Annotated in this window: 20 protein-coding genes and 1 pseudogene; 6 read left to right on the top strand and 15 right to left on the bottom strand. The window is 69.6% G+C overall.

Annotated elements, in window-relative coordinates; all coding sequences use genetic code 11:
- Positions 1-14 precede the first annotated feature (14 nt).
- From ACZ7L9_RS31310 to ACZ7L9_RS31330, 5 genes and pseudogenes are all read right to left on the bottom strand, one after another.
- A complete protein-coding gene (locus ACZ7L9_RS31310) occupies positions 15-806 on the bottom strand; it encodes a DUF4253 domain-containing protein (protein WP_471420503.1) in 792 nt (263 codons plus the stop codon).
- A gap of 49 nt (positions 807-855) precedes the next feature.
- Positions 856-1521 carry a maltokinase N-terminal cap-like domain-containing protein gene (locus ACZ7L9_RS31315; protein ID WP_471420506.1) on the bottom strand — a complete coding sequence of 222 codons (666 nt, stop codon included), beginning with the start codon at positions 1519-1521 and terminating at the stop codon, positions 856-858.
- A gap of 24 nt (positions 1522-1545) precedes the next feature.
- A complete protein-coding gene (locus ACZ7L9_RS31320; protein ID WP_471420508.1) occupies positions 1546-1797 on the bottom strand; it encodes a DUF397 domain-containing protein in 252 nt (83 codons plus the stop codon).
- Positions 1794-2617: pseudogene (locus ACZ7L9_RS31325) on the bottom strand (helix-turn-helix domain-containing protein). The gene ACZ7L9_RS31320 and the pseudogene ACZ7L9_RS31325 overlap by 4 nt, the downstream one beginning before the upstream one ends.
- Before the next feature lie 347 nt (positions 2618-2964).
- On the bottom strand, positions 2965-3639 hold the full coding sequence (locus tag ACZ7L9_RS31330) for a TetR/AcrR family transcriptional regulator (RefSeq protein ID WP_471420509.1): 675 nt from the start codon (positions 3637-3639) through the stop codon (positions 2965-2967).
- A 121-nt stretch (positions 3640-3760) separates the two neighbouring features.
- Here ACZ7L9_RS31330 and ACZ7L9_RS31335 point away from each other — a divergent pair, with 121 nt between their 5' ends.
- Positions 3761-4279 carry a hypothetical protein gene (locus tag ACZ7L9_RS31335; RefSeq protein ID WP_471420511.1) on the top strand — a complete coding sequence of 173 codons (519 nt, stop codon included), beginning with the start codon at positions 3761-3763 and terminating at the stop codon, positions 4277-4279.
- Between the two features lie 151 nt (positions 4280-4430).
- Here the strand turns inward: ACZ7L9_RS31335 and ACZ7L9_RS31340 are convergent, their stop codons facing one another.
- Entirely contained in the window at positions 4431-4838 is a 408-nt protein-coding gene (locus ACZ7L9_RS31340) for a hypothetical protein (protein ID WP_471420513.1), read from the bottom strand.
- 170 nt (positions 4839-5008) lie between these two features.
- Here ACZ7L9_RS31340 and sigJ point away from each other — a divergent pair, with 170 nt between their 5' ends.
- Complete coding sequence (sigJ, locus tag ACZ7L9_RS31345) at positions 5009-5995, top strand: RNA polymerase sigma factor SigJ (protein ID WP_471420515.1); 987 nt, start codon at positions 5009-5011, stop codon at positions 5993-5995.
- Positions 5996-6046: 51 nt separating this feature from the next.
- Here the strand turns inward: sigJ and ACZ7L9_RS31350 are convergent, their stop codons facing one another.
- A complete protein-coding gene (locus ACZ7L9_RS31350; protein ID WP_471420516.1) occupies positions 6047-6778 on the bottom strand; it encodes a hypothetical protein in 732 nt (243 codons plus the stop codon).
- 85 nt (positions 6779-6863) lie between these two features.
- Positions 6864-7598 carry a DUF4232 domain-containing protein gene (locus tag ACZ7L9_RS31355; RefSeq protein WP_471420518.1) on the bottom strand — a complete coding sequence of 245 codons (735 nt, stop codon included), beginning with the start codon at positions 7596-7598 and terminating at the stop codon, positions 6864-6866.
- A gap of 312 nt (positions 7599-7910) precedes the next feature.
- Here ACZ7L9_RS31355 and ACZ7L9_RS31360 point away from each other — a divergent pair, with 312 nt between their 5' ends.
- The gene (locus ACZ7L9_RS31360) at positions 7911-9329 is read left to right on the top strand and encodes a helix-turn-helix domain-containing protein (protein ID WP_471420520.1); all 1419 of its coding nucleotides are present in this window, start codon (positions 7911-7913) and stop codon (positions 9327-9329) included.
- A gap of 52 nt (positions 9330-9381) precedes the next feature.
- Here ACZ7L9_RS31360 and argS read toward each other — a convergent pair whose 3' ends face one another.
- Positions 9382-11157, bottom strand: coding sequence for an arginine--tRNA ligase (argS, locus tag ACZ7L9_RS31365; RefSeq protein ID WP_471420522.1), 1776 nt, complete (start codon positions 11155-11157; stop codon positions 9382-9384).
- A 178-nt stretch (positions 11158-11335) separates the two neighbouring features.
- Between argS and lysS the strand changes: the two genes are divergently transcribed.
- Positions 11336-13099 (top strand): lysine--tRNA ligase, encoded by a 1764-nt coding sequence (gene lysS, locus ACZ7L9_RS31370; protein ID WP_471420523.1) that lies wholly within the window; start codon positions 11336-11338, stop codon positions 13097-13099.
- A gap of 98 nt (positions 13100-13197) precedes the next feature.
- On the opposite strand, the gene ACZ7L9_RS31375 is transcribed toward lysS, so the two are convergent.
- The 3 genes from ACZ7L9_RS31375 to ACZ7L9_RS31385 form a co-directional block, all read right to left on the bottom strand.
- Complete coding sequence (locus ACZ7L9_RS31375) at positions 13198-14577, bottom strand: DUF2637 domain-containing protein (RefSeq protein ID WP_471420525.1); 1380 nt, start codon at positions 14575-14577, stop codon at positions 13198-13200.
- 258 nt (positions 14578-14835) lie between these two features.
- Positions 14836-15684, bottom strand: coding sequence for a DUF3558 family protein (locus ACZ7L9_RS31380; RefSeq protein WP_471420526.1), 849 nt, complete (start codon positions 15682-15684; stop codon positions 14836-14838).
- Between the two features lie 187 nt (positions 15685-15871).
- The gene (locus tag ACZ7L9_RS31385) at positions 15872-16750 is read right to left on the bottom strand and encodes a DUF3558 domain-containing protein (RefSeq protein WP_471420528.1); all 879 of its coding nucleotides are present in this window, start codon (positions 16748-16750) and stop codon (positions 15872-15874) included.
- 170 nt (positions 16751-16920) lie between these two features.
- Here ACZ7L9_RS31385 and ACZ7L9_RS31390 point away from each other — a divergent pair, with 170 nt between their 5' ends.
- Positions 16921-18114 carry an RtcB family protein gene (locus ACZ7L9_RS31390; protein ID WP_471420531.1) on the top strand — a complete coding sequence of 398 codons (1194 nt, stop codon included), beginning with the start codon at positions 16921-16923 and terminating at the stop codon, positions 18112-18114.
- 102 nt (positions 18115-18216) lie between these two features.
- Here the strand turns inward: ACZ7L9_RS31390 and ACZ7L9_RS31395 are convergent, their stop codons facing one another.
- On the bottom strand, positions 18217-18975 hold the full coding sequence (locus ACZ7L9_RS31395) for an SDR family NAD(P)-dependent oxidoreductase (RefSeq protein ID WP_471420532.1): 759 nt from the start codon (positions 18973-18975) through the stop codon (positions 18217-18219).
- A gap of 54 nt (positions 18976-19029) precedes the next feature.
- Positions 19030-19365: a YnfA family protein gene (locus tag ACZ7L9_RS31400; protein ID WP_266746886.1), complete on the bottom strand. Its 336-nt coding sequence runs from the start codon at positions 19363-19365 to the stop codon at positions 19030-19032.
- Positions 19366-19551: 186 nt separating this feature from the next.
- On the opposite strand from ACZ7L9_RS31400, the gene ACZ7L9_RS31405 reads away from it, so the two are divergent.
- Complete coding sequence (locus ACZ7L9_RS31405; RefSeq protein ID WP_471420533.1) at positions 19552-19971, top strand: hypothetical protein; 420 nt, start codon at positions 19552-19554, stop codon at positions 19969-19971.
- A 55-nt stretch (positions 19972-20026) separates the two neighbouring features.
- Here ACZ7L9_RS31405 and ACZ7L9_RS31410 read toward each other — a convergent pair whose 3' ends face one another.
- Entirely contained in the window at positions 20027-21490 is a 1464-nt protein-coding gene (locus ACZ7L9_RS31410; RefSeq protein ID WP_471420535.1) for an FAD-dependent monooxygenase, read from the bottom strand.
- Positions 21491-21511: the final 21 nt, after the last annotated feature.

The following is a 21511-nucleotide window of genomic DNA, read 5'->3' on the forward strand; positions in this document are numbered from 1 at the left end:
GGGAGGGGCACCAGCTAGTCCCACCAGAACGACCAGGTCTCCTGGTTCAGCACCATCTTCTCGGCGTAGACGTCCAGGTCGTACGGCGGGTTCTGGTTGATGTTGTCCGGGCAGAACGCGAAGTGCTCGGCGGCGAGCGCCCGTGCCTCGGCGAGGGTGGTGGGCGGGCGCCCGACGGACACGGTCAGGGTGTCGAAGCCGATCATCACGACCCGTATGTCGAAGCGGTCCTCCCAGGAGCGGAGCACCGCGCAGAGCCGGGCCACGTCGTCCTCGTAGTTGACCGGGCCCGACCAGCCGATCGCCGCCGGGATGTCCGCGCTGCGGCGGGCCGGGACGAGCGCCGCTCGTGTGCCGGGGAACCAACCGTCCGGCCCGGTGTACAGGTCGGCCATCTCGGCCGCCAGGTCGTCGGGGGAGTCCGGCCCCTCGGCTGCCGGGACGGGTGCCAGGCCCGGCCACTCGTCCGCGGCGGCGTCGAGTTCCTCGGGCGCGCAGTCCGCCCAGTACTCGCCGAGCACTTCCTCGGCGTCGTGATCACCCGGGTACGACGTCCTGTCCGGGGCGAGGTCCCAGGTGCTGGGCCACTGGTCGCGTTTCCCGCCGTCGATCAGTACGGGAATGAGCCCGACCGGGCGTCCCGCCTCACGCAGCCCGGCCCATGTCCCGGGGGACGCGGGCTCGTCGGCGTACCAGAGCAGCGGCTCGTGCCACACGCCGTCGACCGTGGCGTCCACCAGTGAGCCGGGCGGGAGTTGGAGCCCTGACGTGGCCAGGGACGGGAGCGGATTCGGGAGCGTCGCCATGACCGCGACTCTAGACGCGGCCACTGACAACGCCGGGCTACGACCGGGGCTACGGGTGTGCGCGGACGACGGCGAACGCGGTGCGAGCGGTGGTGCCGTCGGGCAGCGGCACGTCTGCGGTGACGTGGCCGAGTGCCTGCCCCCCGGTGTCCTGGCCGGGCTGGAGAACGCGGTTGATGTGGATGGTCAGCCGGCGTCCGTCGGGTGCTGTCTCCACGAGGATGTCCGTACCGCTCGGGTCGTCGGTCACGGTCGTGGAGGCGATTGCCGCCGTTGCGCCGGTCTCCGCGAACCAACCGATGACGGACGGATCGGGGGTGTCGCTCGTGCTCTGCATCTGAGGCTCGGTCTCGCCGACGATCAGCGCGAACAGCTGGGCGACGAGGACCGGGTCACGCGTCCCGTCGTACACCCACCGCCGCCCCAGCACCCCGTGCTCGGTCGTGCCGATGAGCGCTTTGTCGGCGCCCGCGATCGGTGCGCCGCGGTAGCTGAACGGCACGTGATACGTGACTGGTTGGTCGCCCGAGGTGTCGGTGGCCGCCATGAACTCGATGCCGACTTCGCCCTCCGGGTCGTCCAGCCGGAATCCGCCCGTCCTGACCAACTCGGGTTGCTGCCCCGCCTTGCCGCGGTACCAGGGCTGCGCGGGCAGCCAGGTGGCGAGGAGTTCCAGCTTCGTGGGCGTCAGGGTGGTGTTGTGGATGACAGCCATGGCGGTGGTATTCCTCCCGTGGGCTCAGACGAGTCGCCGGCCGGCGGCGAAGCCGGCGAAGGCCGTCCAGGTGGTGGGCGCGATGGTGAGCGTGGGGCCGTCGGGGTTCTTGGAGTCGCGGACGTGGACGGCGGCGGGGTGCGCGGCGATCTCTACGCACTGACCGCCCTCGCTGCCGCTGTAGCTCGACTTGCGCCATTCGTAGGCGACTTCGAGGCACTGTCCGCCTTCGTCGCCGCTGTAGCTGGACTTGAACCACTTGCGTTCAGTGCTCATTGCTCTCCCAGCAGACGGTCCAGCAGGCCCACGGTGTCTTCGGGGCTGAGGGCCTGGGCTCGCAGCATCGCATATTTCTGGGCGAGGATGCTGACCTCGTCGGGGTCGGAGACGAGCAGGCTGCCACGTTGTGTTTCGGAGTAGGCGATGTGCTGGAAGTCCGGTGTCTCCAGCAGAGTGAAGGGGCCGTCGAGTCCGGAGTGGGTCCGGCTGTTCAGCGGCAGGACCTGGAGGCAGATGCCGGGGAGTGCGGCACACATCCGCAGGTGGCGCAGCTGCTCCGCGTGTTCCTCGCCGTCCAGGAGTTGAAGCATCAGGACCGGTTCCCAGACCACGAAGCTGATGGTGGGGGGTGTGGTGCGGTGCAGGATCTCCTGGCGCTTCAGACGGCCCGTGGTCTGGATGGCGATCTCGTCCTCGGCGAAGACGGGGATTCGGTTGCGGAAGACGGCCGTGCGTAGAGCTCCGTCTGGAGAAGCCCGGGGAGCACCTGGTTGTCGTACCAGGACAGGGCCAGGGCTTCCCGTTCCAGGTCCAGGTACTCCTCGACCCACGCCGGAATCAGGTCCACCTCCGGCATGTTTCCCACCGCCGTCTCCAGCGCCCCCTTGGTCGGCAGCAACTCGTCCAATCGACGGGCCAGGTCCGGCAGCAGCGCGCGTCTGCCCTGTTCGATGGAGGCGATCGTCTCCACCTGGTGGCCGACCCGGTCCGCGAGTTGGGCCTGGGTCAGGCCGGCCGCGGTGCGGAACACGCCGACCAGCTTGCCCACGAGTTTCATTGCCGACGCGTTCTTGCGCTGCCGCTTTCTGGGGTGCATACGGATCGAACTCCCACCTGCGCGCGTACGTCACGCGCGCACGACCCGTACAAGAAATCTGTACGGGTGCGCATACTGCGGCGGCGTAGTCACGGAATGCGACTCTCATCCCAGGAACGAGACGATGCAACTCTCGCTGCTGCATGAGCGGCTCCACCGGCGTGAGCGCCGATCGGTGCCTGCGGCACGGGAGTTCGTACGGGAGGCCGTCGCCCACTGAGGGTTCGGTGCGCGGCTGGATGACGTACTGCCGTGTGTGAGCCAGCTGTCCACCAAAGCGCTGGTGCACGGGGTGCCGCCATGGCGAGCGCCCCTGGCCGACTCGACCGCTGAGGGATCAGGTCGGACTAGGCGCCGAGTTCCTGCTCCAGGCCGTGGAGCAGGGCTTGGAGACCGAACTCGAAGGTCTTGTCGGGGGCGGCGGCGTATTCGGTCGCCGCCGGGGTTTCCAGTCGGGCGCGCAGGCGCGGGTAACGCATGGCGATCTCCTGCGCTTTGGTCATGGCCTCTTGGAGCCGGCCTTCGGCGGTGGTGCGGTCCTCGTCGTGCTTCCGGGTGAGTGAGGCGGTCGCGGCGATGCCGGCCGCGTTGCCGAGGACGTAGGTGAAGACGGTGGCCGCGGCCTGGTCGGCCCGGGTGCCGGTGAAGCCGGCGGCCTCATAGACGGCCAGGCTGTGGTCGTCGTGGCGGGCCTTGCCGTCGCCGTAGACGACGTGTGCCGCGAGGACCTGTACCAGCCAGGGGTGCCGGGTGAACATCCCGTACAGGTCCGTGGCCATGGCGGAGGCCGCGGTGCGCCAGCCCACCGCGTCCGGATCGGGCAGCTTGAGCTCACCCCACACCTGGTCGGTGGCGAGCAGAACGAGATTGTCCTTGCTCTTCACATGCCAGTACACGGCCGTGGCGGCGGAGTCGAGCCGTTTGCCCAGGGCACGCATGTTCAGACCTTCGAGGCCGTCGGTGTCCATGAGCTCGATGGCGGTGCGGACGATCTGGTCACGGGTGAGTGTGTCGCGGGGCATGACCTCACGGTACGCAGCCCCTTGCACAAAGTTCAAGCAGGCTCTTGCACAGTGTTCAAGTCGTGGTCTACCGTCCTTCTCGACAGGTGATTGAACTTAGTGCAAGTCGAAGGGGAATCCCATGAACACCCTCGCCGCCGTCATGCAGCTGCTCGTCGCCGCCGCCTTCGTCAGCATCCCGGTGGTCCGCCACCGCTTCGGCCCTGCCGCGAAGGCCGCCGCCGAGGCCGAACTCCGCCGCCAGAACGTCCGCCCTGAGGTGCTCGAGGAGAACAAGCTCCGGTTCGACGCCGGAGGCCACGAGACCGCGGCCCCGGCAACCGTCGCCGCGGTGATGGCCGCCACCGCCGCACTGAACTTCGCCGGCGCCGACCTGGCCCAGCTGCTGACCTGGATCTTCTCCTCATTGGTCCTGCTGATGAATGCGGCGATCGTCTACAGCAACCTCACCGCGGTGAAGTCCGTGGAGACCGCCTTCCGCCGCAAGGGCGACCCGGAGCTGGCCCGCGTCGAGGTCGCTCCCTTCCTCCAGGCCGCCGAGGCCGCCTTCCCCCGCTGGGTGCGAGCCCAGACCTACCTGCGCAATATGGTGGTCTTCGGCGGCTCCGCCGCTGCCCTGGTCGCCGTCTCCCTCGTCTGAGCGACACGCCGTTGATCCCGCGGCGGCGAGCTGACGGGCGTATGGAACAGGTCCTTCGTGGTGACAGCATCGCCGCGAAGGGCCTTTTCTCTGATCAGGCAACTCGTCGTGCGGCGGTGCCGGTCGCGGTCGCGACCGTGGTCCGCTTCGGTCATTGCCGGGTGCCGGAGCGCTCCGACATGCGTGCGTACAGCACCTGGCCGAGCGCCAGCATGCTCAGGCCGAACATCAGGACGCCCAGGGGGACATGGAGCGAGGGCTTGTGCGCGATGCCCAGCACCACCTGCACCGAGGCGAGTACGAGGAAGCCGGACGCGTACAGGATGGGGCGGGGCGCTCCGCCGCCCGGTCGCCATGCCAGGATCGCGGCGAGCACGTACAGCATCGATGCGCCGTACATCACGCGTGCGCCGACGCCGTGCAGTACCTCGCCGTGGGACGAGGAGAGCAGCAGTCCGGCGGTGACCGCCTGGAAGAAGATGGCCAAGGTCTGCAGGGCGATCGCGACCTGCAGGAACGAGAAGCTGCGCTGTTCTGCCGTCGTCGTCTGTGTGGCCATGGTGCGGTCCCCTCTTCTGCCTCGCGGCGGTGGGTCGGTAGCGTCTCGCTGGTTCGACGACGCGGGCCCGCGAAATGTGAGGTGAGGGGCCGACCTCACAGTCCGGTGCGTTGTTTCGTCGTCATGGCAGGAGCGGAAGCGGACGAGACGACGAGGGAGCGGTCGCGACCATGAACACCCCATCCGAGCCAGGGCATGACGGGTCCGAGCCGGACCTGAGCGTGATCGTCGGCGAGCGGCGTCAGCTGATCAACCTCGCCTATCGGCTGCTCGGTTCGCTGGCCGAGGCCGAGGACGCCGTGCAGGAGACCTACGCCCGCTGGTACGCGATGTCGGGGCAGCAGCAGGAGGCCATCGAGTCGCCCGGCGCCTGGCTGACGACGGTGGCCACCCGTATCTGCCTGGACCTGCTCGGCTCGGCGCGGGTCCGGCGCGAGCGCTACGTCGGCGCATGGATACCCGAACCGCTGCCCGACCGTACGGAGTGGATCAGCGGGCCGGCGGGCGGCGGCAGGGCCGAGCCGGCCGACCCCGCCGACTGGGTCACCCTGGACGAGTCGGTGAACATGGCCTTCCTCGTCGTACTGGAGTCGATGACGCCGGCCGAACGCGTGGCGTTCATCCTGCACGACGTCTTCCGGTACCCCTTCGCCGAGGTCGCCGAGATCGTCGGCCGGACGCCGCCGGCCTGCCGGCAACTGGCGTCCTCGGCCCGTCGACGTATTCGCGCCGCGCAGGCTCCGGCGGTTCCGACGGCCGGGCAGGCCGGTCTGGTTCGGCATTTCAAAGAGGCGTGGGAGGCCAAGGACATCGAGGCCCTCGTCGACCTCCTCGACCCCGACGCCACGATGATCGCCGACGGTGGCGGACTGGTCGGCACCGTCCTCCGCCCGGTCGAGGGCAGCGAGCGCATCGCTCAGTACCTGATCCACATCGCCGGCAAAGCCCCTGGGCTGACGCTCCTGGAGCGGACGGTCAACGGTCGGCCCGGCCTGGTCGCCCAGCACGCCGGCGTCACCATGACCGTGGCGGCGTTCAGCCTTACCGGCGGCCGCATCACTCGCATCTGGGCGGTCCGCAACCCGGAGAAGCTCCGTCCATGGACGGAGCCTTCGGCCCGCCACACCGTGCCCGCAGGAACGGAGTCGGGCGACTGATCAAGCGCGCGCTTCGGGGGGCCTTGAGGGGCCTCGGGCAGAGGGGCCGGGTCAGAGCTTCTTGCCGCACAGGACGCGGTCGTTCCTGACGGGGTCGGAGTCGAAGATCGGGTCCTCGGTGAACACAGCGTCGGCTTTGTAGTCGCACGGGTCGTTGAAGCCGAACGCGAACCCGTCCTTAACGATTTTTATGATCTTGTGGGTCGCGCCGTTCTTCCTGCCCTTGGTCCGGCAGGCGACCTCCTCGATGGCGTCGCCCTTCTTCGGGCCGCTGTGCACGCAGTCGCCGACCTCGATCCTGGGGCCGCCGCCCCCGCCCGGGTTTCCGGGGTGCGGAGGCTTCAGGTTGCGCATGCAGGCGTAACCCTCGCCCGTCGCCCGCGTGTTCTCCAGAACGGCGAGGCTGATCGGAACATCGATCACGAAGTCGGTGGTCTCCAAGCAGGCGGTGGCCGAGAACGGCCAGGCCTTGCCGGACTCCATCCGGGAGATGACCCGTGCGACCGCCTTGGGATCGCCGCACGGTACCTCGCGGTAGACGTCCTTCTTTCCGGGTTCAGGGGCGGCGCACTCGTCTACGGCGAGGTACTGCGTGCCGTACGACGGGTTCACGCTCGGGGTCGGCGAGGCGGTGGGGCTGCTGGACTCCTTGTCCGGTGCGTAAGGGTCCGCCACCTTGCCGCAGCCGGTGATCAGCGCCAGCGACGCGGCAGCGGCGGCCGCGGTGGCCGCTGCTGCCCGGATCGCCGTTGACGTCGGTCCAACACCTCTGTTCGTACGCACGTCTCCCCCTTCAAGTCTCGATCCGGGATTCTACGATCTACTGCCCTTGGGGGAAGGCGGGTTGACGCTTACTGCGCGAGGGGGATCAGTAGGTGAGGGCGACGGCCATGTCGCTCTGCCAGTAGGTGACGAAGCCGTTGTCGCCCCAGGAGGTGCCGGCCGGGAGCGTCAGCTCGGAGGGGGCGCCCGTGGAGCCCTGGTTGCTCTTGCCAGTGAAGTACACCGTGAGGTGAGTGCCCTTGTGCAGCTCCTGTCCGTCCGGCTCGCCGGACAGCCCGATCGAGGCGTACGCGGACTGGCCCGGCGCAAGGGTGACCACGGCCTGCGGGATGCTGTCGCGGAGGACCGGGAAGGCGGCCTGGGCGTCGTCGAAGCGGAGCGCCGGCGCGTGGTACGCGTAGCAGGGTACGGGGCCGGTGTTGGTCGCCGTGAGCAGCAGGTGGTTGATGGGGCGGCTCACCTTGCTGACGGTGACCTTGGTGTTCGAACCGGTGCAGGTGACGGGGGACTTGCTGCCGCTCCCGGTGGTGCCGGCGTTGCTCTTCCGGCCGCCGGTGGCGCCGGTGGCGCCGCTGGAGCGCTTGGAGGCGGCGGAGGCGTTCTCGGCGGGGGCCTGGGCCGTGCCGCTGGTGGTCTTCTTGGCTTCCTTGGCGTCCTTGCCCGTGTCGGGGGTGTTGGTGGCGGTGGCGTTCGCCGCCGGAGCCGCCGCGCCTGTCTTGCCGTCGGTGGCGCTGTCGTTGCCGCCGCAGGCGGTGAGCGAGAGGGCGGCCAGAAGGGCGGTCGCGGCAAGGGCGGTGGTGCGGATGTGGTTGGTGCGCATGGTGGAACTCCCCGTGTGTGGGCTGGTGATGTCGTTCGGTCAGTTGTGGCAGATCAGGACCATGACGATCGCGGTGGACACGATCACCACTCCGATGGCCACGGCATCGACGAGCTCGATGCGGAAGTGGATTCGCACTGCGTTGTCCCGGTGGTCGCTGCGGTGTGTCCACAGATTGCGGGGCGGCGGAATTCGACCGCAACGCCGAACAGCCCATTGGGGAAGCTGGAATGTCTGCGCGTACTGTGACCTGGGCAGATTCCACGTCCCTGGAACGGTGTTCCGGGACGGACCAGGAGGGGGAACGCCGAAGTGGCGACGCCGGAGGCCGGGGAATTCGCGGCTCTGCTGAAGGAACTGAAGGACCGTTCGGGGCGCAGCTACGGGGTTCTCGCCGGGAGACTGCACGTCAGCACGTCGACGCTCCACCGGTACTGCAACGGTGATGCGGTGCCGAACGAGTACGCCCCGGTGGAACGGCTGGCGCGGTTGTGTGCGGCGAGCCCGGAGGAGCTGGTGGAGCTGCACCGGCGGTGGATCGTGGCGGATGCGGCCCGGCGGCGCCCGGCCGCGGCTGCTCCTGCGGCTGCGGAGTCGGTACGGGACGCGGGTTCGCAGCCGGGTCGGGATGCGGTTTCGGACATGATTTCCGACTCGGGTCCGGAGGCGGTTCGTGGCTCCGAGGCCGAGGCTGGTGGCGACGCGTCCGAGCTCACGCCCGGACCCGAACCCGAGCCCGCGATCGTGGCCGGTGCGGCGAACCGGCCCCGGCGGTTCCTGGCCTCGGCGCGGGTGCGCGTGCTGCTCGCGGCCGTCGCCGTCGTCGCGCTGACCGTGCCCACCTCGATCGTCGTCAGCAATCTGTCGGGTACGGACATGGACGATCTCAGCAACGCCCCCGCCGTGGACGCAAAGGACCCGGATGTGCCCGTGTCCACCCGGCCCCGCCTCGACGCGAGCGTCACCGCTTCGCCCGGTGGGGGGAAGAAGTCGGGCACGCCGGCCCCGTCCGGTACGGCTAGTGCCACGTCCCCGGCGCCCGGCCATGGGGCCGCCACGTCCGGGGGGCACGGCACGGGAGCCGGGTCGGGTGGGCAGCAGAGCGGAGGTGTGCCGCTGAGCGCCACCATCAGCTCGTACAACTGGGAAGAGCCCTGCGGCCAGCACTACGTGCTGGATCAGAAGCCGGAGGACGTGCCTCCGCCGCCGGCGCCGCAGGACACCCGCGGCTGGGCCAGGGCGCTCGGCGGGGTGGACGGCGGCAGCATGCAGCTCGAACTCACCGTGCAGGGGAAGTCGGGGCAGGCCGTCGTGCTGAAGGGACTGCATGTGCGGACGCTGTCCCGGAAGGCGCCGCTGGCGTGGTCGGCGTACTCGATGGGGGAAGGCTGCGGGAGCGGCATCACACCGCAGTCCTTCGACATCGACCTCGACGACAGTCGGCCGACCCTGACTCCGGTGGCGGGGCAGCAGGCGGACAAGCGGGTGCCGCCGAAGGACTTCCCGTTCCAGGTGTCCTCCACCGATGTGGAGGTGTTCGACCTCAAGGCCCATGCCGAAGGGCACGACGTCAGCTGGTACCTGGAGCTGGAGTGGAGCAGCGGCGGCCGGGAGGGGACGCTGCGCATCGACAACGGCGGGAAGCCGTTCCGTACCAGCAGCATCCAGGCGCGGCCGAAGTACATGTACCGGTACGACACGGCCCAGTGGGTGACCAAGGAGTGGGACTAGGGTCCCTCGCGGTCACGGCCACCGGGCCGGTGCGTAAGGGCGGACGTCCCGGTCAGAGGCGCTCGGGCGTCCTGATGCCGAGCAGTTCCATGCCCTGGTGCAGGGTGCGGGCGGTGAGGTCCGAGAGGAAGAGGCGGTTCTCGGCCACATCGGCCGGGACGTCGGACTTCAGCACCGGGCACTGGTCGTAGAACGTCGTGAACAGCGACGACAGCTGGTAGAGGTACGAGGCCAGCTTGTGCGGCTCGTACGCGGCCGCGACCTCGGCGACGACCTCGCCGAACTGGTCCAGGTGCAGGCCCAGCGCGCGCTCGGCCGGGGCCAGCTCCAGCTCGGGGTGCGGCTGGGGCTTCAGCTCGCCCGCCTTGCGCTTGATGGAGCGGGACCGGGCGTGCGCGTACTGGATGTACACGCTCGTGTCGCCGGTCAGCGACACCATCTGGTCCAGGTCGAACTTGTAGTCGCGGGCGGCCGACGTCGACAGGTCCGCGTACTTCACCGCGCCGATGCCGACCTGCGTGGCGCGCTCGTTGATCTCCTCGTCGGTGAGGTCCTTCGCCTTTTCGCGTACGACGGTGGACGCCCGGTCGATCGCCTCGTCCAGCAGGTCTGCCAGCCGGACCGTCTCGCCCTCACGGGTCTTGAACGGCTTGCCGTCCTTGCCGAGCACCGTGCCGAAGGCCAGGTGCACGGCCTTCACGTCCTCGTTCAGCCAGCCGGCCCGGCGGGCCGTCTCGAAGATCATCTTGAAGTGCAGGGCCTGCCGCGCGTCCACGACGTACAGAAGGGTGTTCGCCTTGAGGTTCTGGACCCGGTCGCGGATCGCGGAGAGGTCCGTCGCCGCGTAGCCGTAACCGCCGTTCGCCTTCTTGACGATCAGCGGCACCGGGTTGCCGTCCGGGCCCTTCACATCGTCGAAGAACACGCACAGCGCACCCTCGGAGCGGACGGCGACGCCCGACTCCTCCAGGATGCGGCAGGTCTCCTCCAGCATGGCGTTGTAGCCGGACTCGCCGACGATGTCGGGGTCGCGGATCTCCATGTCGAGCTTGTCGAAGACCGAGTAGAAGTAGATCTTCGACTCGTCGACGAAGCGCTGCCACATGGCGAGGGTCTCCTCGTCACCGGCCTGGAGCGCGACGACCCGGTCCCGGGAGCGGGCCTTGAACTCCTCGTCGGAGTCGAACAGCACGCGCGAGGCCTTGTAGAGCCGGTTCAGGGAGGACATGGCGGCCTCGCCCTCCGCAGCGCCGCCCTCGTGGTTCAGCTCGCCCGGGTGCTCGATCAGGTACTGGATGAGCATGCCGAACTGGGTGCCCCAGTCGCCGATGTGGTGGCGCCGGACCACGGTCTCGCCGGTGAACTCGAGGATCTGCACCATCGCGTCACCGATCACCGCGGAACGGAGGTGACCGACGTGCATCTCCTTGGCCACGTTCGGCTGCGCGTAGTCGATGACCGTGGTGCCCGCGGCGCTGTTGTACGGGACGCCGAGGCGGCCCTGGTCGTCCGCGTCACGCGCGGCGAGGGTCTCGATGATCGCCCGGTCGGCGAGCGTCACATTCAGGAAGCCGGGGCCGGAGACCTCGATCTCCTTGATCAGGCCGCCCGCCGGGATCGCGGCCGTGACCTGGGACGCCAGCTCGCGCGGGTTGCCCTTGAGCTTCTTGGCGAGGGCCAGGATGCCGTTGGCCTGGAAGTCGGCCCGGTCGCTTCGTCGCAGCAGCGGGTCCGCGGTGCCGGCATCCGGCAGAGCTGCCGTCAGGGCGTCCGCCAGCTGCTGCTGGAGCGAGGAAGCGAGGGAATTGACCGAGCCGTGCTCAGGCATGGGACGGGCTGCCGTTTCCGTAGGAGTACAAGGGATCACACCCAGTATTCCACGGAGAGTAAAGCCGTTTTCGCGCTGTCGGTGGGACCTGGGACAATGGGCAATGCCCTACGAGTCCCACAAGGGTTTTGTCCCTGCCAAGGGTTTTGCCCCTGCGAGCCCCACAAGAGAGAAGGACGTGCAGACCGTGGCTCAGAGTCAGAGCAGCACCGAGACCGACTGGGTCTCCCGCTTCGCGGACGATGTCATCGCCGAATCGGAGCGTCGTGCGCCTGGCAAACCGGTCGTCGTCGCGTCCGGCCTCTCCCCGTCGGGCCCGATCCACCTGGGCAACCTCCGCGAGGTCATGACCCCGCACCTGGTCGCCGACGAGATCCGGCGCCGGGGGTATACCGTCCGGCACCTGATCTCCTGGGACGACTACGACCGCTACCGCAAGGTTCCGAACGGCGTCCCGGGCATCGACGAGTCCTGGGCCGAGCACATCGGCAAGCCGCTGACCTCGGTGCCTGCCCCGGCCGGGTCCGCGTATCCGAACTGGGCCGAGCACTTCAAGGCCGCCATGACCGCCGCGCTGGACGAGCTGGGCGTCGAGTACGACGGCATCAGCCAGACCGAGCAGTACACGGAGGGCGCGTACCGCGAGCAGATCCTGCACGCGATGAGGCACCGCGCCGACATCGACGCCGTCCTCGACCGGTACCGGACGAAGAAGGACCCGGCGGCGGGCGCCAAGGGCGGCAAGAAGCCCCAGCAGCAGAAGAAGGTCGACGAGGCCGAGCTGGAGGCCGAGGCGGGTTCCGGCGCGGCCGCCGAGGACGACGGCAGCGGCGGCTCGGCCGGTTACTTCCCGTACAAGCCCTACTGCGGCAACTGCGAGAAGGACCTCACGACCGTCACGTCGTACGACGACGACAGCACCGAGCTGAACTACACCTGCACGGCCTGCGGCTTCGCCGAGACCGTCCGGCTGAGCGAGTTCAACCGCGGCAAGCTGGTCTGGAAGGTCGACTGGCCGATGCGCTGGGCCTACGAGGGCGTGATCTTCGAGCCGAGCGGTGTGGACCACTCCTCGCCCGGCTCCTCGTTCGTCGTCGGCGGCCAGATCGTCCGCGAGATCTTCGACGGCGTGCAGCCGATCGGCCCGATGTACGCGTTCGTCGGCATCTCCGGCATGGCGAAGATGTCCTCCAGCAAGGGCGGCGTGCCGACCCCGGCCGACGCGCTGAAGATCATGGAGGCGCCGCTGCTGCGCTGGCTGTACGCGCGCCGCAAGCCCAACCAGTCCTTCAAGATCGCCTTCGACCAGGAGATCCAGCGGCTCTACGACGAGTGGGACTCGCTGGCGCGCAAGGTCGCCGACGGCTCGGTGCTGCCGGCCGACGCGGCCGCGTACGCGCGGGCCATCGGCACGGCCGCCGGTGAGCTGCCGCGCACGCCCCGCCCGCTGCCGTACCGCACGCTCGCGTCGGTCGTCGACATCACGGGCGGGCACGACGAGCAGACGCTGCGCATCCTGAGCGAGCTGGACCCGGAGAACCCGCTGACCTCGCTCGACGAGGCCCGGCCCCGCCTCGACCGTGCCGAGAACTGGATCACCAGCCAGGTCCCGGCCGAGGCCCGCACCATCGTCCGCGGCGAGCCGGACAAGGAACTGCTCGGCTCACTGGACGAGCAGGGCCGGGAGTCGCTGCGGCTGCTCCTGGAGGGGCTGGACACGCACTGGTCGCTGGACGGGCTCACCACCCTCGTCTACGGCGTGCCGAAGATCCTGGAGGGCCTGGAGCCGGACGCCAAGCCGACGCCCGAGTTGAAGGCCGCGCAGCGGTCGTTCTTCGCGCTGCTGTACCGGCTGCTGGTCAGCCGGGACACGGGGCCGCGGCTGCCGACGCTGCTGCTGGCCGTGGGGGCGGACCGGGTGCGGAGGCTGCTGGGCGCGTAGCGGTACTCAATGAGGGAGGGCCGTCACCCGGTGATTCGGGTGACGGCCCTCCGTCGTTGCCGGTTCCGTCCTCGAACGCGGACGGGCGGGGTGGGGGCCTACGCGATGTGGTTCTCCGCCATCTCGTTGTCGAAGCGCTGCTTGAACCCCGGCAGGAGCCGGCGGAGCAGGGCCGAGCTGCGGGGATGGTGGACGTTGTGGCCGTCGGAGAGGTGTATGTCGAGGACCTCCGCACTCGGGTAGTCCTGGTGCGCGTGCGTGTACGCGGTGAACACCTCGTACGCGATCTCGCCGAACTCGACTTCCGCCTCGGCCCACTCGGACGGGTCGGGCTCTTGCTGCTGCACGGGCCGGGGTTCCGGTTCCGGCTCCGCGGGCCGGGGCTGCGACTGGTGTTCCGCGGTGCGGGGGCCCGGGACGGCGCCGATGGTGCCCACGTTGCCCAGGGGGCGGGTGCGGCCGCCGGGGCCCGACGGGACCATGACCGGGGTGGGCTCCGGGGCCTCGACGTACGTCGGGTCGTAGCCACTCTCGTATGCGTCGTCCCGGGCATGGGGCGCCTTCGCGAACCAGGGGTTCTCGTGCGAGCCGGGGCCCTCCTGGGGCCGCTCCTCGGAGGCGGCGGCCGGCTCGGAGGGGTGGGTGTGCTGTTGTTGTCCGAGGTGCTGTTGCGGGTGCTGCTGCTGGGGTTGCTGCTCCGGGTGGGGCTCTGCGTACGGCAACTCGGGCGGGAACTCGTCCGGCCCGGACGAGGCCAGGGCCGATGCCGGGGCGGGGGGCAGCAGGGCCGGTTCGATGCCCGCGGCGGCAAGGCCGGACGGACCGGTGTCGGCCAGCGGGACGCCGTACTTCGCCAGGCGCAGCGGCATCAGGGACTCGACGGGTGCCTTGCGACGCCAGTTGCGGCCGAAGCGGGCCTGGAGGCGGGCCTGGTAGATCAGCCGGTCCTGTTCGAGCTTGATGACCTGCTCGTACGACCGGAGTTCCCAGAGCTTCATCCGCCGCCAGAGCCGGAACGTCGGCACGGGGGAGAGCAGCCAGCGGGTGAGCCGCACGCCCTCCATGTGCTTGTCGGCGGTGATGTCGGCGATCCGGCCCACGGCGTGCCGGGCGGCCTCGACGGAGACCACGAACAGCACCGGGATGACCGCGTGCATGCCGACGCCGAGCGGGTCGGGCCAGGCCGCGGCGCCGTTGAAGGCGATCGTCGCGGCGGTCAGCAGCCAGGCCGTCTGGCGCAGCAGCGGGAACGGGATGCGCAGCCAGGTCAGCAGCAGGTCCAGGGCGAGCAGGACACAGATGCCCGCGTCGATGCCGATCGGGAAGACCAGCGAGAATTCCCCGAAGCCCTTCTGCAGCGCGAGTTCGCGCACCGCCGCGTACGAACCCGCGAAACCGATCGCGGCGATGAGCACCGCACCGGCGACCACGAGCCCGATGAGTATCCGGTGGGTGCGTGTCAGCTGCATCGCGGCCACCCGTGTTCCCCTCCCCGTTTCCCGTATCCGACGCCCTGCGCTGATGGTCTGCTTCGACGTCCTGCTTCGACTTCTGGCGCGCACAGCCTGGCACATGAGGGTGCGGCGTGTTGCGCGGGGAGGGGCGAAGCCCGGCACTCGGGGGAGGACCGGGCTTCGGGAAACTGCTTATGGACAGGGGCGTTGACGTGCGTCCTGCGGGGCCCGCCGCGCCCTGCCGCGTCCGGCGCGACGGGGCAAAGGTTGCCGGGAGGGGCGCTAACTCGTCTTCTTGACCGTGGCCTTCTTGCCGGCCTCGGACGACCCGATCGCCTTGGACGACGCGCTCGACTTGGCGGACTGGCTGGGCTCGGCGGCCTTGCTCGGTGCGTCCGGCTTCGTGTCGGCGGCGGCGGTGGCGACCGAGGCGATCGCCTCCTTGGCCGCCTTCTCGGCGCCCTTCAGGATGTCGTCGGCGGACGGGGTCTTCGCGCCCGCGTAACCCGCGCCGTTGTAGGTGAGGGTGACGACGACGTTCTCCGTACGGGCCACGATCGTCGCGTACTTGAAGTCCTCACTCGTCTTGGTGAGGTCGTACGTGATCTTGGTGGCCTGCTCGCCGATGCCGGTGACGGGCCCTTCGGCGACCTTCTTCGCACCCTCGGCCGCCTTGGCCTTGGTGACCTGCTTCGCGTAGTCCTCCTGCGCCCGCTTGGCGCCGCTGCCCAGGGCCTGGTCCGAGTCGAAGCGGGTGAAGCCGACGTCGAGCCAGCGGTACTGGGAACCCTTCACCCCCTTGTCGGCGAGGCCGTTCCAGGAGCAGCCCGCGCGGTACGAGGTGTCGCTGGAGTTGGCAGGCGTGCCGCTCTTGGACTTCGCCTCGGGGACCAGGGAGGTGACCGTCTTCTGGGCGATCGACTTGCACGGGTCGGGCAGCGCGGCGAACTTGGCGGGCGCGACGCTCGGTTCCGACTTCTTCGCGCTCGGCGCTGCGGACGACGAGGACGAACCCGAGGAGTCCTTCTTGTCCTTGTCGCCGGAGTCCGACGAGCAGCCGGCGACGACGAGCATCACCGGAACGGCGGCGCAGGCGAGTATGCGGGAGAGTCGCGGGGCTGAACGGTGCATGGTTCCTTCACTCGGGTGGCGCGGCGGGCGGGCTGCCAGGTGGTCGGCGGACGTTCCGGAAGGTGGGCCGGGGGTGTTCCGGCTGGTGTTCCGGAGGGCCACGGTACGACGGACGGCGATCGGATGCCGCCTCGGTCGGGTGCTCGGCGGGCGGGGGCGGTGCCGCTCCGGGGCGCCCCGGGCGGGGCTATTCGCTGAACTTGTCGACCAGCTTCCGGGCCAGCGACTGGGCCTTCTCCTGCAGTTCCTTGCTGTCGGGGACCACCGTGGAGACGGTCGGCTGCTCGGCGTACTGGATGGTCACGACGACGTTCGATGTGCGGAATACCACGCTCACCGTGCGGTTCTGTGCGGTGGAACCTGTCCGGGTGAGCAGATCGTCCAGAAATGCGCTGTCTCCGAGGCCGTCGAGGGTGCGCGGGACGAGGCTCTCGTTGGAACTTCCGGAGCTGCCGGAGCTGTCAGCGGTACTGCCGTCGGTGCTTGCGCCGGTGTTCCTGTCGGCGTTGTCGCCTTCGGGACCGTCCGCGTTCCTGCTCTCGGAGGCCGGACCGGAGAGGGCGTGCGAGGCGGAGGCCGAGGAGGAGGGCGTCTGCTTCTTGGTGCTGCCGGGCGTGGCGGCGTCGGTGGCGGCGTCCGCGGACAGGCCGGCGGCGGCCTCTTTCTTCGCGTACACCTCGCGTGCCCGGTCGTCGTCGCTCACCGAGGGGTCGTAGGACACGACCCGCTCGAAGTCGACGAAGAGGGTGTGCGAGGAGTCGGCGGCCTCGGACTTCCAGCGGCAGCCGACCCGGCGGTCGGTGTCGTAGGTGACGGTGGCCGTGCCGCCGTACACCTTCTTCTGCTGGTCCTCGGGCAGATCGGCGGCACCCGGGAGCAGGTCCTTCAGGGTGGACGACGCAACGGCGCGGCAGGGATCGAGGAGGGTGCGGTACTTGCCCGGGGCAGCGGCCGCGGCAGTTGCCTCGCCGGGCTTGCTGTCGGGGGCGGAGCCACCCGTTCCGGTTCCGGCACTGCAGCCGACGACAAGCGCTGCCAATAGCGCGGTGCCGGGTACGTACGCCATTCGTCGCACGGTCCTGGGCTCCCTTCGTGCGAAAAACGGTTGCCGCTCGGTGGCGACCGGTGGACACAATGTGTATCGCACGCGCCGCTGTGATTGCCGGTCGACCGACTCGTTTGTCGACCTTGGCGCCGGTTTTGCGCTTTCAGGCTTTTCGGGGGAATCGAGGAACTATGTCGTATGTAGAGGTGCCGGGCGCGAAGGTTCCGATCCGCATGTGGGCCGACCCGGCTTCGGTCGAGGACGTTGCGATGCGGCAGCTGCGCAATGTGGCCACCCTGCCTTGGATCAAGGGGCTCGCCGTCATGCCGGACGTCCACTTCGGCAAGGGCGCGACGGTCGGTTCGGTGATCGCGATGCGCGGTGCGGTGTGTCCCGCGGCGGTCGGCGTGGACATCGGCTGCGGGATGTCCGCGGTGAAGACGTCCCTGACGGCCGACGACCTGCCGGGCGACCTGTCCCGGCTGCGGTCGAAGATCGAGCAGACCATTCCGGTGGGCCGCGGCATGCATGACGACGCCGTGGACCCGGACCGGGTGTACGGCCTCTCGGCGAAGGGGTGGGACGACTTCTGGGGACGGTTCGACGGGGTGGCCGATGCGGTCAAATTCCGTTGGGAACGAGCCACGAAGCAGATGGGGACTCTCGGATCGGGAAACCATTTCATCGAGTTCTGCCTCGACGAGTCGGGTTCCGTCTGGCTGATGCTGCACTCCGGATCGCGGAACATCGGCAAGGAACTGGCCGACTTCCACATCGGGCAGGCGCAGAAGCTGCCGCACAACCAGGACCTGATCGACCGCGACCTGGCCGTGTTCATCGCCGACACCCCGCCGATGGCGGCGTACCGGAACGACCTGTTCTGGGCGCAGGAGTACGCGAAGCGCAACCGCGCGATCATGATGGGGATCCTGAAGGAAGTTGTCCGCAAGGAATTCAGGAAGGCCAAGGTCACCTTCGAACCGGAGATCAGTTGTCACCACAACTACGTCAGTGAAGAGCGCTACGAGGGCGTGGACCTGCTGGTCACTCGGAAGGGCGCGATCCGTGCCGGATCCGGTGAATACGGAATCATCCCGGGCTCGATGGGTACCGGCTCGTACATCGTGAAGGGCCTCGGGAACGAGAAGTCCTTCAACTCGGCCTCGCACGGGGCCGGCCGGAAGATGAGCCGGAACGCCGCGAAGCGGCGCTTCTCGGCGCGGGACCTGGAGGATCAGACGCAGGGCGTGGAGTGCCGTAAGGACTCCGGCGTCGTGGACGAGATTCCGGCCGCGTACAAGCCGATCGAGCAGGTCATCGAGCAGCAGCGGGACCTGGTGGAGGTCGTCGCCAAGCTCAAGCAGGTGGTGTGCGTGAAGGGCTGAGGCCCCTTACGCATGCGAAACGAGGGCCTCGGGCGCGGGTTGCGCGTCCGGGGCCCGCCCGCGTCCGGGCCCGTCCGGCTGCTCCCTCCGGGGCTCCGGGGCTCAGGCGGTGCGGTGGACCTTGGTGTTGGAGGCCTGGGCGCGGGGGCGGACCACAAGGAGGTCGATGTTGACGTGGCTGGGGCGGGTGACGGCCCAGGTGATCGTGTCGGCCACGTCCTCGGCGGTGAGGGGGGCCTCGACGCCCGCGTAGACCTTTGCCGCCCTCTCGGTGTCGCCGCGGAAGCGGGTGGTGGCGAACTCCTCCGTCTTGACCATGCCGGGGGCCACCTCGATGACGCGGACCGGGGTACCGACGATCTCCAGTCGGAGCGTCTCGGCCAGGACGTGTTCGCCGTGCTTGGCGGCCACGTAGCCGCCGCCGCCCTCGTACGTGGAGAGGCCCGCGGTGGAGGAGAGGATCACGACCGTGCCGTCGCCGCCCTCGGTGAGCGCGGGGAGCAGGGCCTGGGTGACGTTGAGTGTGCCGATGACGTTCGTCTCGTACATCTGGCGCCAGTCGGCGGGGTCGCCGGTGGCGACGGGGTCGGCGCCGAGTGCGCCGCCCGCGTTGTTGACGAGGACGGCGAGGGTACGGAACGCCGTGGCGAACTCGTCCACCGCGTTGCGGTCGGTGACATCCAGGGCGTAGGCCGTTGCCTGGTGGCCCGCCTCGTTGATCTCGGCGGCGAGCGCCTCGATGCGGTCCTTGCGGCGGGCGGTCAGGACCACGCGGTAGCCGGCGGCCGCCAGCTGCCGGGCGGTCGCGGCGCCGATGCCGCTGCTCGCTCCGGTGATGACTGCGATCGGGGTGGCGGCCATGGCGGACTCCTCGGGCGGCGGATCGGTACGGGGCCAGGATAGGCAGGCGTGCGGTCAGTGGTTGCGGGGGGCGTACATGATGACGGCCATGCCGGCCAGGCAGATCAGCGCGCCGATCACGTCCCAGCGGTCGGGGCGGTAGCCGTCGGCGACGACGCCCCAGGCGATCGAGCCCGCGACGAAGACACCGCCGTACGCGGCGAGGATGCGGCCGAACTCGCCGTCCGGCTGGAGCGTGGCGACAAGTCCGTAGACGCCGAGTGCGATGACGCCCGCGCCGATCCAGATCCAGCCCCGGTGTTCACGGATGCCCTGCCAGACGAGCCAGGCGCCGCCGATCTCGAAAAGTGCGGCGACGACGAACAGGGCTACAGAGCGGGCGACGACCATGAGCTCAGCGTGTCATGGGAGGGGAGGGAGTCGGGTCCAGGGGGAGGTCGGGGGAGCCGAGGGGGGAAGGCGCGCCGAACTGGTGGATGAATGTGGATAATTCGGGGCGATCTGTATCTTCGGGGCATGGTGGTGACACGTAGAGGTGTGCCTGCGGCCGCAGCAGCTGTGGCTGTGGTGTTGGGGATGGATGGCGCGGCTGCGGCTGGGGGCATCGCGCCCGAGGCGGATGTGTCGCACCACGGGCATGTCTCGCTGTGGGGTTCGGGGCTCGGTGTCTGGGTGCAGAGCGTGAACCGCGGGCCGTCGAACCTGACCGGTGTGACCCTACGGGTGCGTGTATCGATGTCGCTCTCCGGGCGGCAGGAGCTTCCGGGAGGCTGTCTCCAGGCGGACCGGCTGACCGTGCTGTGCCGGACTGGTGCGCTGCGCACGGACGAGGCGGAGGGTCGGCAGCTCGCGCTCGAACTGCAGCTTGCGGGGCGGCCGGACGAGGTCGTCGTGCGGGTCGACACGCTGTGGAACGGCGGGGCGACCGACCGGAACCCGCAGAACAATGACCACGAGGTGCTGGCCCTGGCCACTGGGGACGAGTACGTGTTCTGACCGTCGGCCGCTGTTGATGCCGGCGCGACGGGTGCTGTGGGTGCGGGGTGCGTGCTCATAGCGTGAGGGCGGCCTGCAGAGCCGTCGGGTCGGCGTGGTCGCTCGCCCAGGCGATGTAGCCGTCGGGGCGGACGAGCAGCGTGGTGGTGCGGTCGCTCCTCCAGTGGGCGTGCACCAAGGGGATGGGTGATGCCGGAGTGGTGGCGTCGGCGGGGGTGACGAGGACGAACGTGCGGTCGCGCAGGAGTTGGTGGAGGCGGCCTTCCCGCAGGCTCAGGTCCGGGGCGCGCTTCGCGGTGAGCGGGTGGGCGCCACGTGGTGCCGCGTAGGCGATCGAGATGCCGGAGACCTGGCCGATGGCCTTGTCGGAGGCGGGCCGGATCACGGACAGCACTGTGGCGGCGAGGGTTCGGACCGTCCGCTGGAGCGGTGTGCGGGCCATGGCGAGGCGGACGAGTGCGCCGCTGGAGCGGAGCACCATTGCGCCGACCGGGTGCCGTTCGGAGTGATAGCTGTCGAGCAGTGCCTCCGGGGCGGCCGTCTGTCCGCGCAGTACGGCGGCGAGCTTCCAGGAGAGGTTGGCGGCGTCCTGGAGACCGGTGTTCATGCCCTGGCCGCCTGCGGGGGAGTGGACATGCGCGGCGTCCCCGGCGAGGAAGACCCGGCCGGTGCGGTAGGCGGGCACCTGGCGTTCGTCGCTGTGGAAGCGGGAGATCCAGCGCGCCTCGTGCATGCCGTAGTCGGCGCCGAGGGCGCGGCGGGTGATCTCGCGCAGTTCGTCGAGGTCGACGGGGTCGCTGTCGGCGGCCTGGTGGGTGCGGTTCCAGCCCATCACGCGGTACCAGCCGTCGCCGAAGGGGACGATGAAGGCGAAGGCGTCGCCCACGCCGTTGACCGTCAGGAGGTCGGGGGGCTCCTCGGTGAGCCGGACATCGGCGAGGACGATCGACCGGATCACTGATCTGCCGGGGAAGGGGAGGCCGAGTGCCTGACGCACCCGGCTGCGCACGCCGTCGGTACCGACGAGGTAGCGGGCCCTGAGCGTGGTCACGCTGCCGTCCGCCTGGCGCAGTTCGGCGGTGACGGTGTCCGATGAGGCGTCCTGATGGAGCGCGGTCAGCTCCGTGTCGTAACGGAAATGGACGCCCGTGGTGCGGGCGCGGCGCTCCAACAGGCGCTCCACCTCGTACTGCGGCGTGATCAGTACGAAGGGGAAGCGGGTGTGCAGCCGGGAGAGGTCGAGCGAGAGCCTGCTGAAGAAGCGCAGGGCGGAGAGGGGCGTGCCCGTCTTGACGAGCTCGTCGGCGAGGCCGCGGGTGTCGAGCAGTTCGAGTGTGCGGGCGTGTACGGCGAAGGCACGCGTCATGTTGCTGGTCTCGTGCGGGCGGCGCTCCGCGAGCGCGACCGAGAGGCCTTGGGCGGCCAGGTCGCCCGCGAGCAGCAGGCCGGTGGGGCCTGCGCCCACGACGAGGACGTCGACGTTGGCGGTGTCGGGTGCGGTGCTCGGGGTGGTGGTCATGGCTGCCTCCTGGGCCCGTTC

The organism is Streptomyces sp. NPDC111516 (assembly GCF_055635345.1).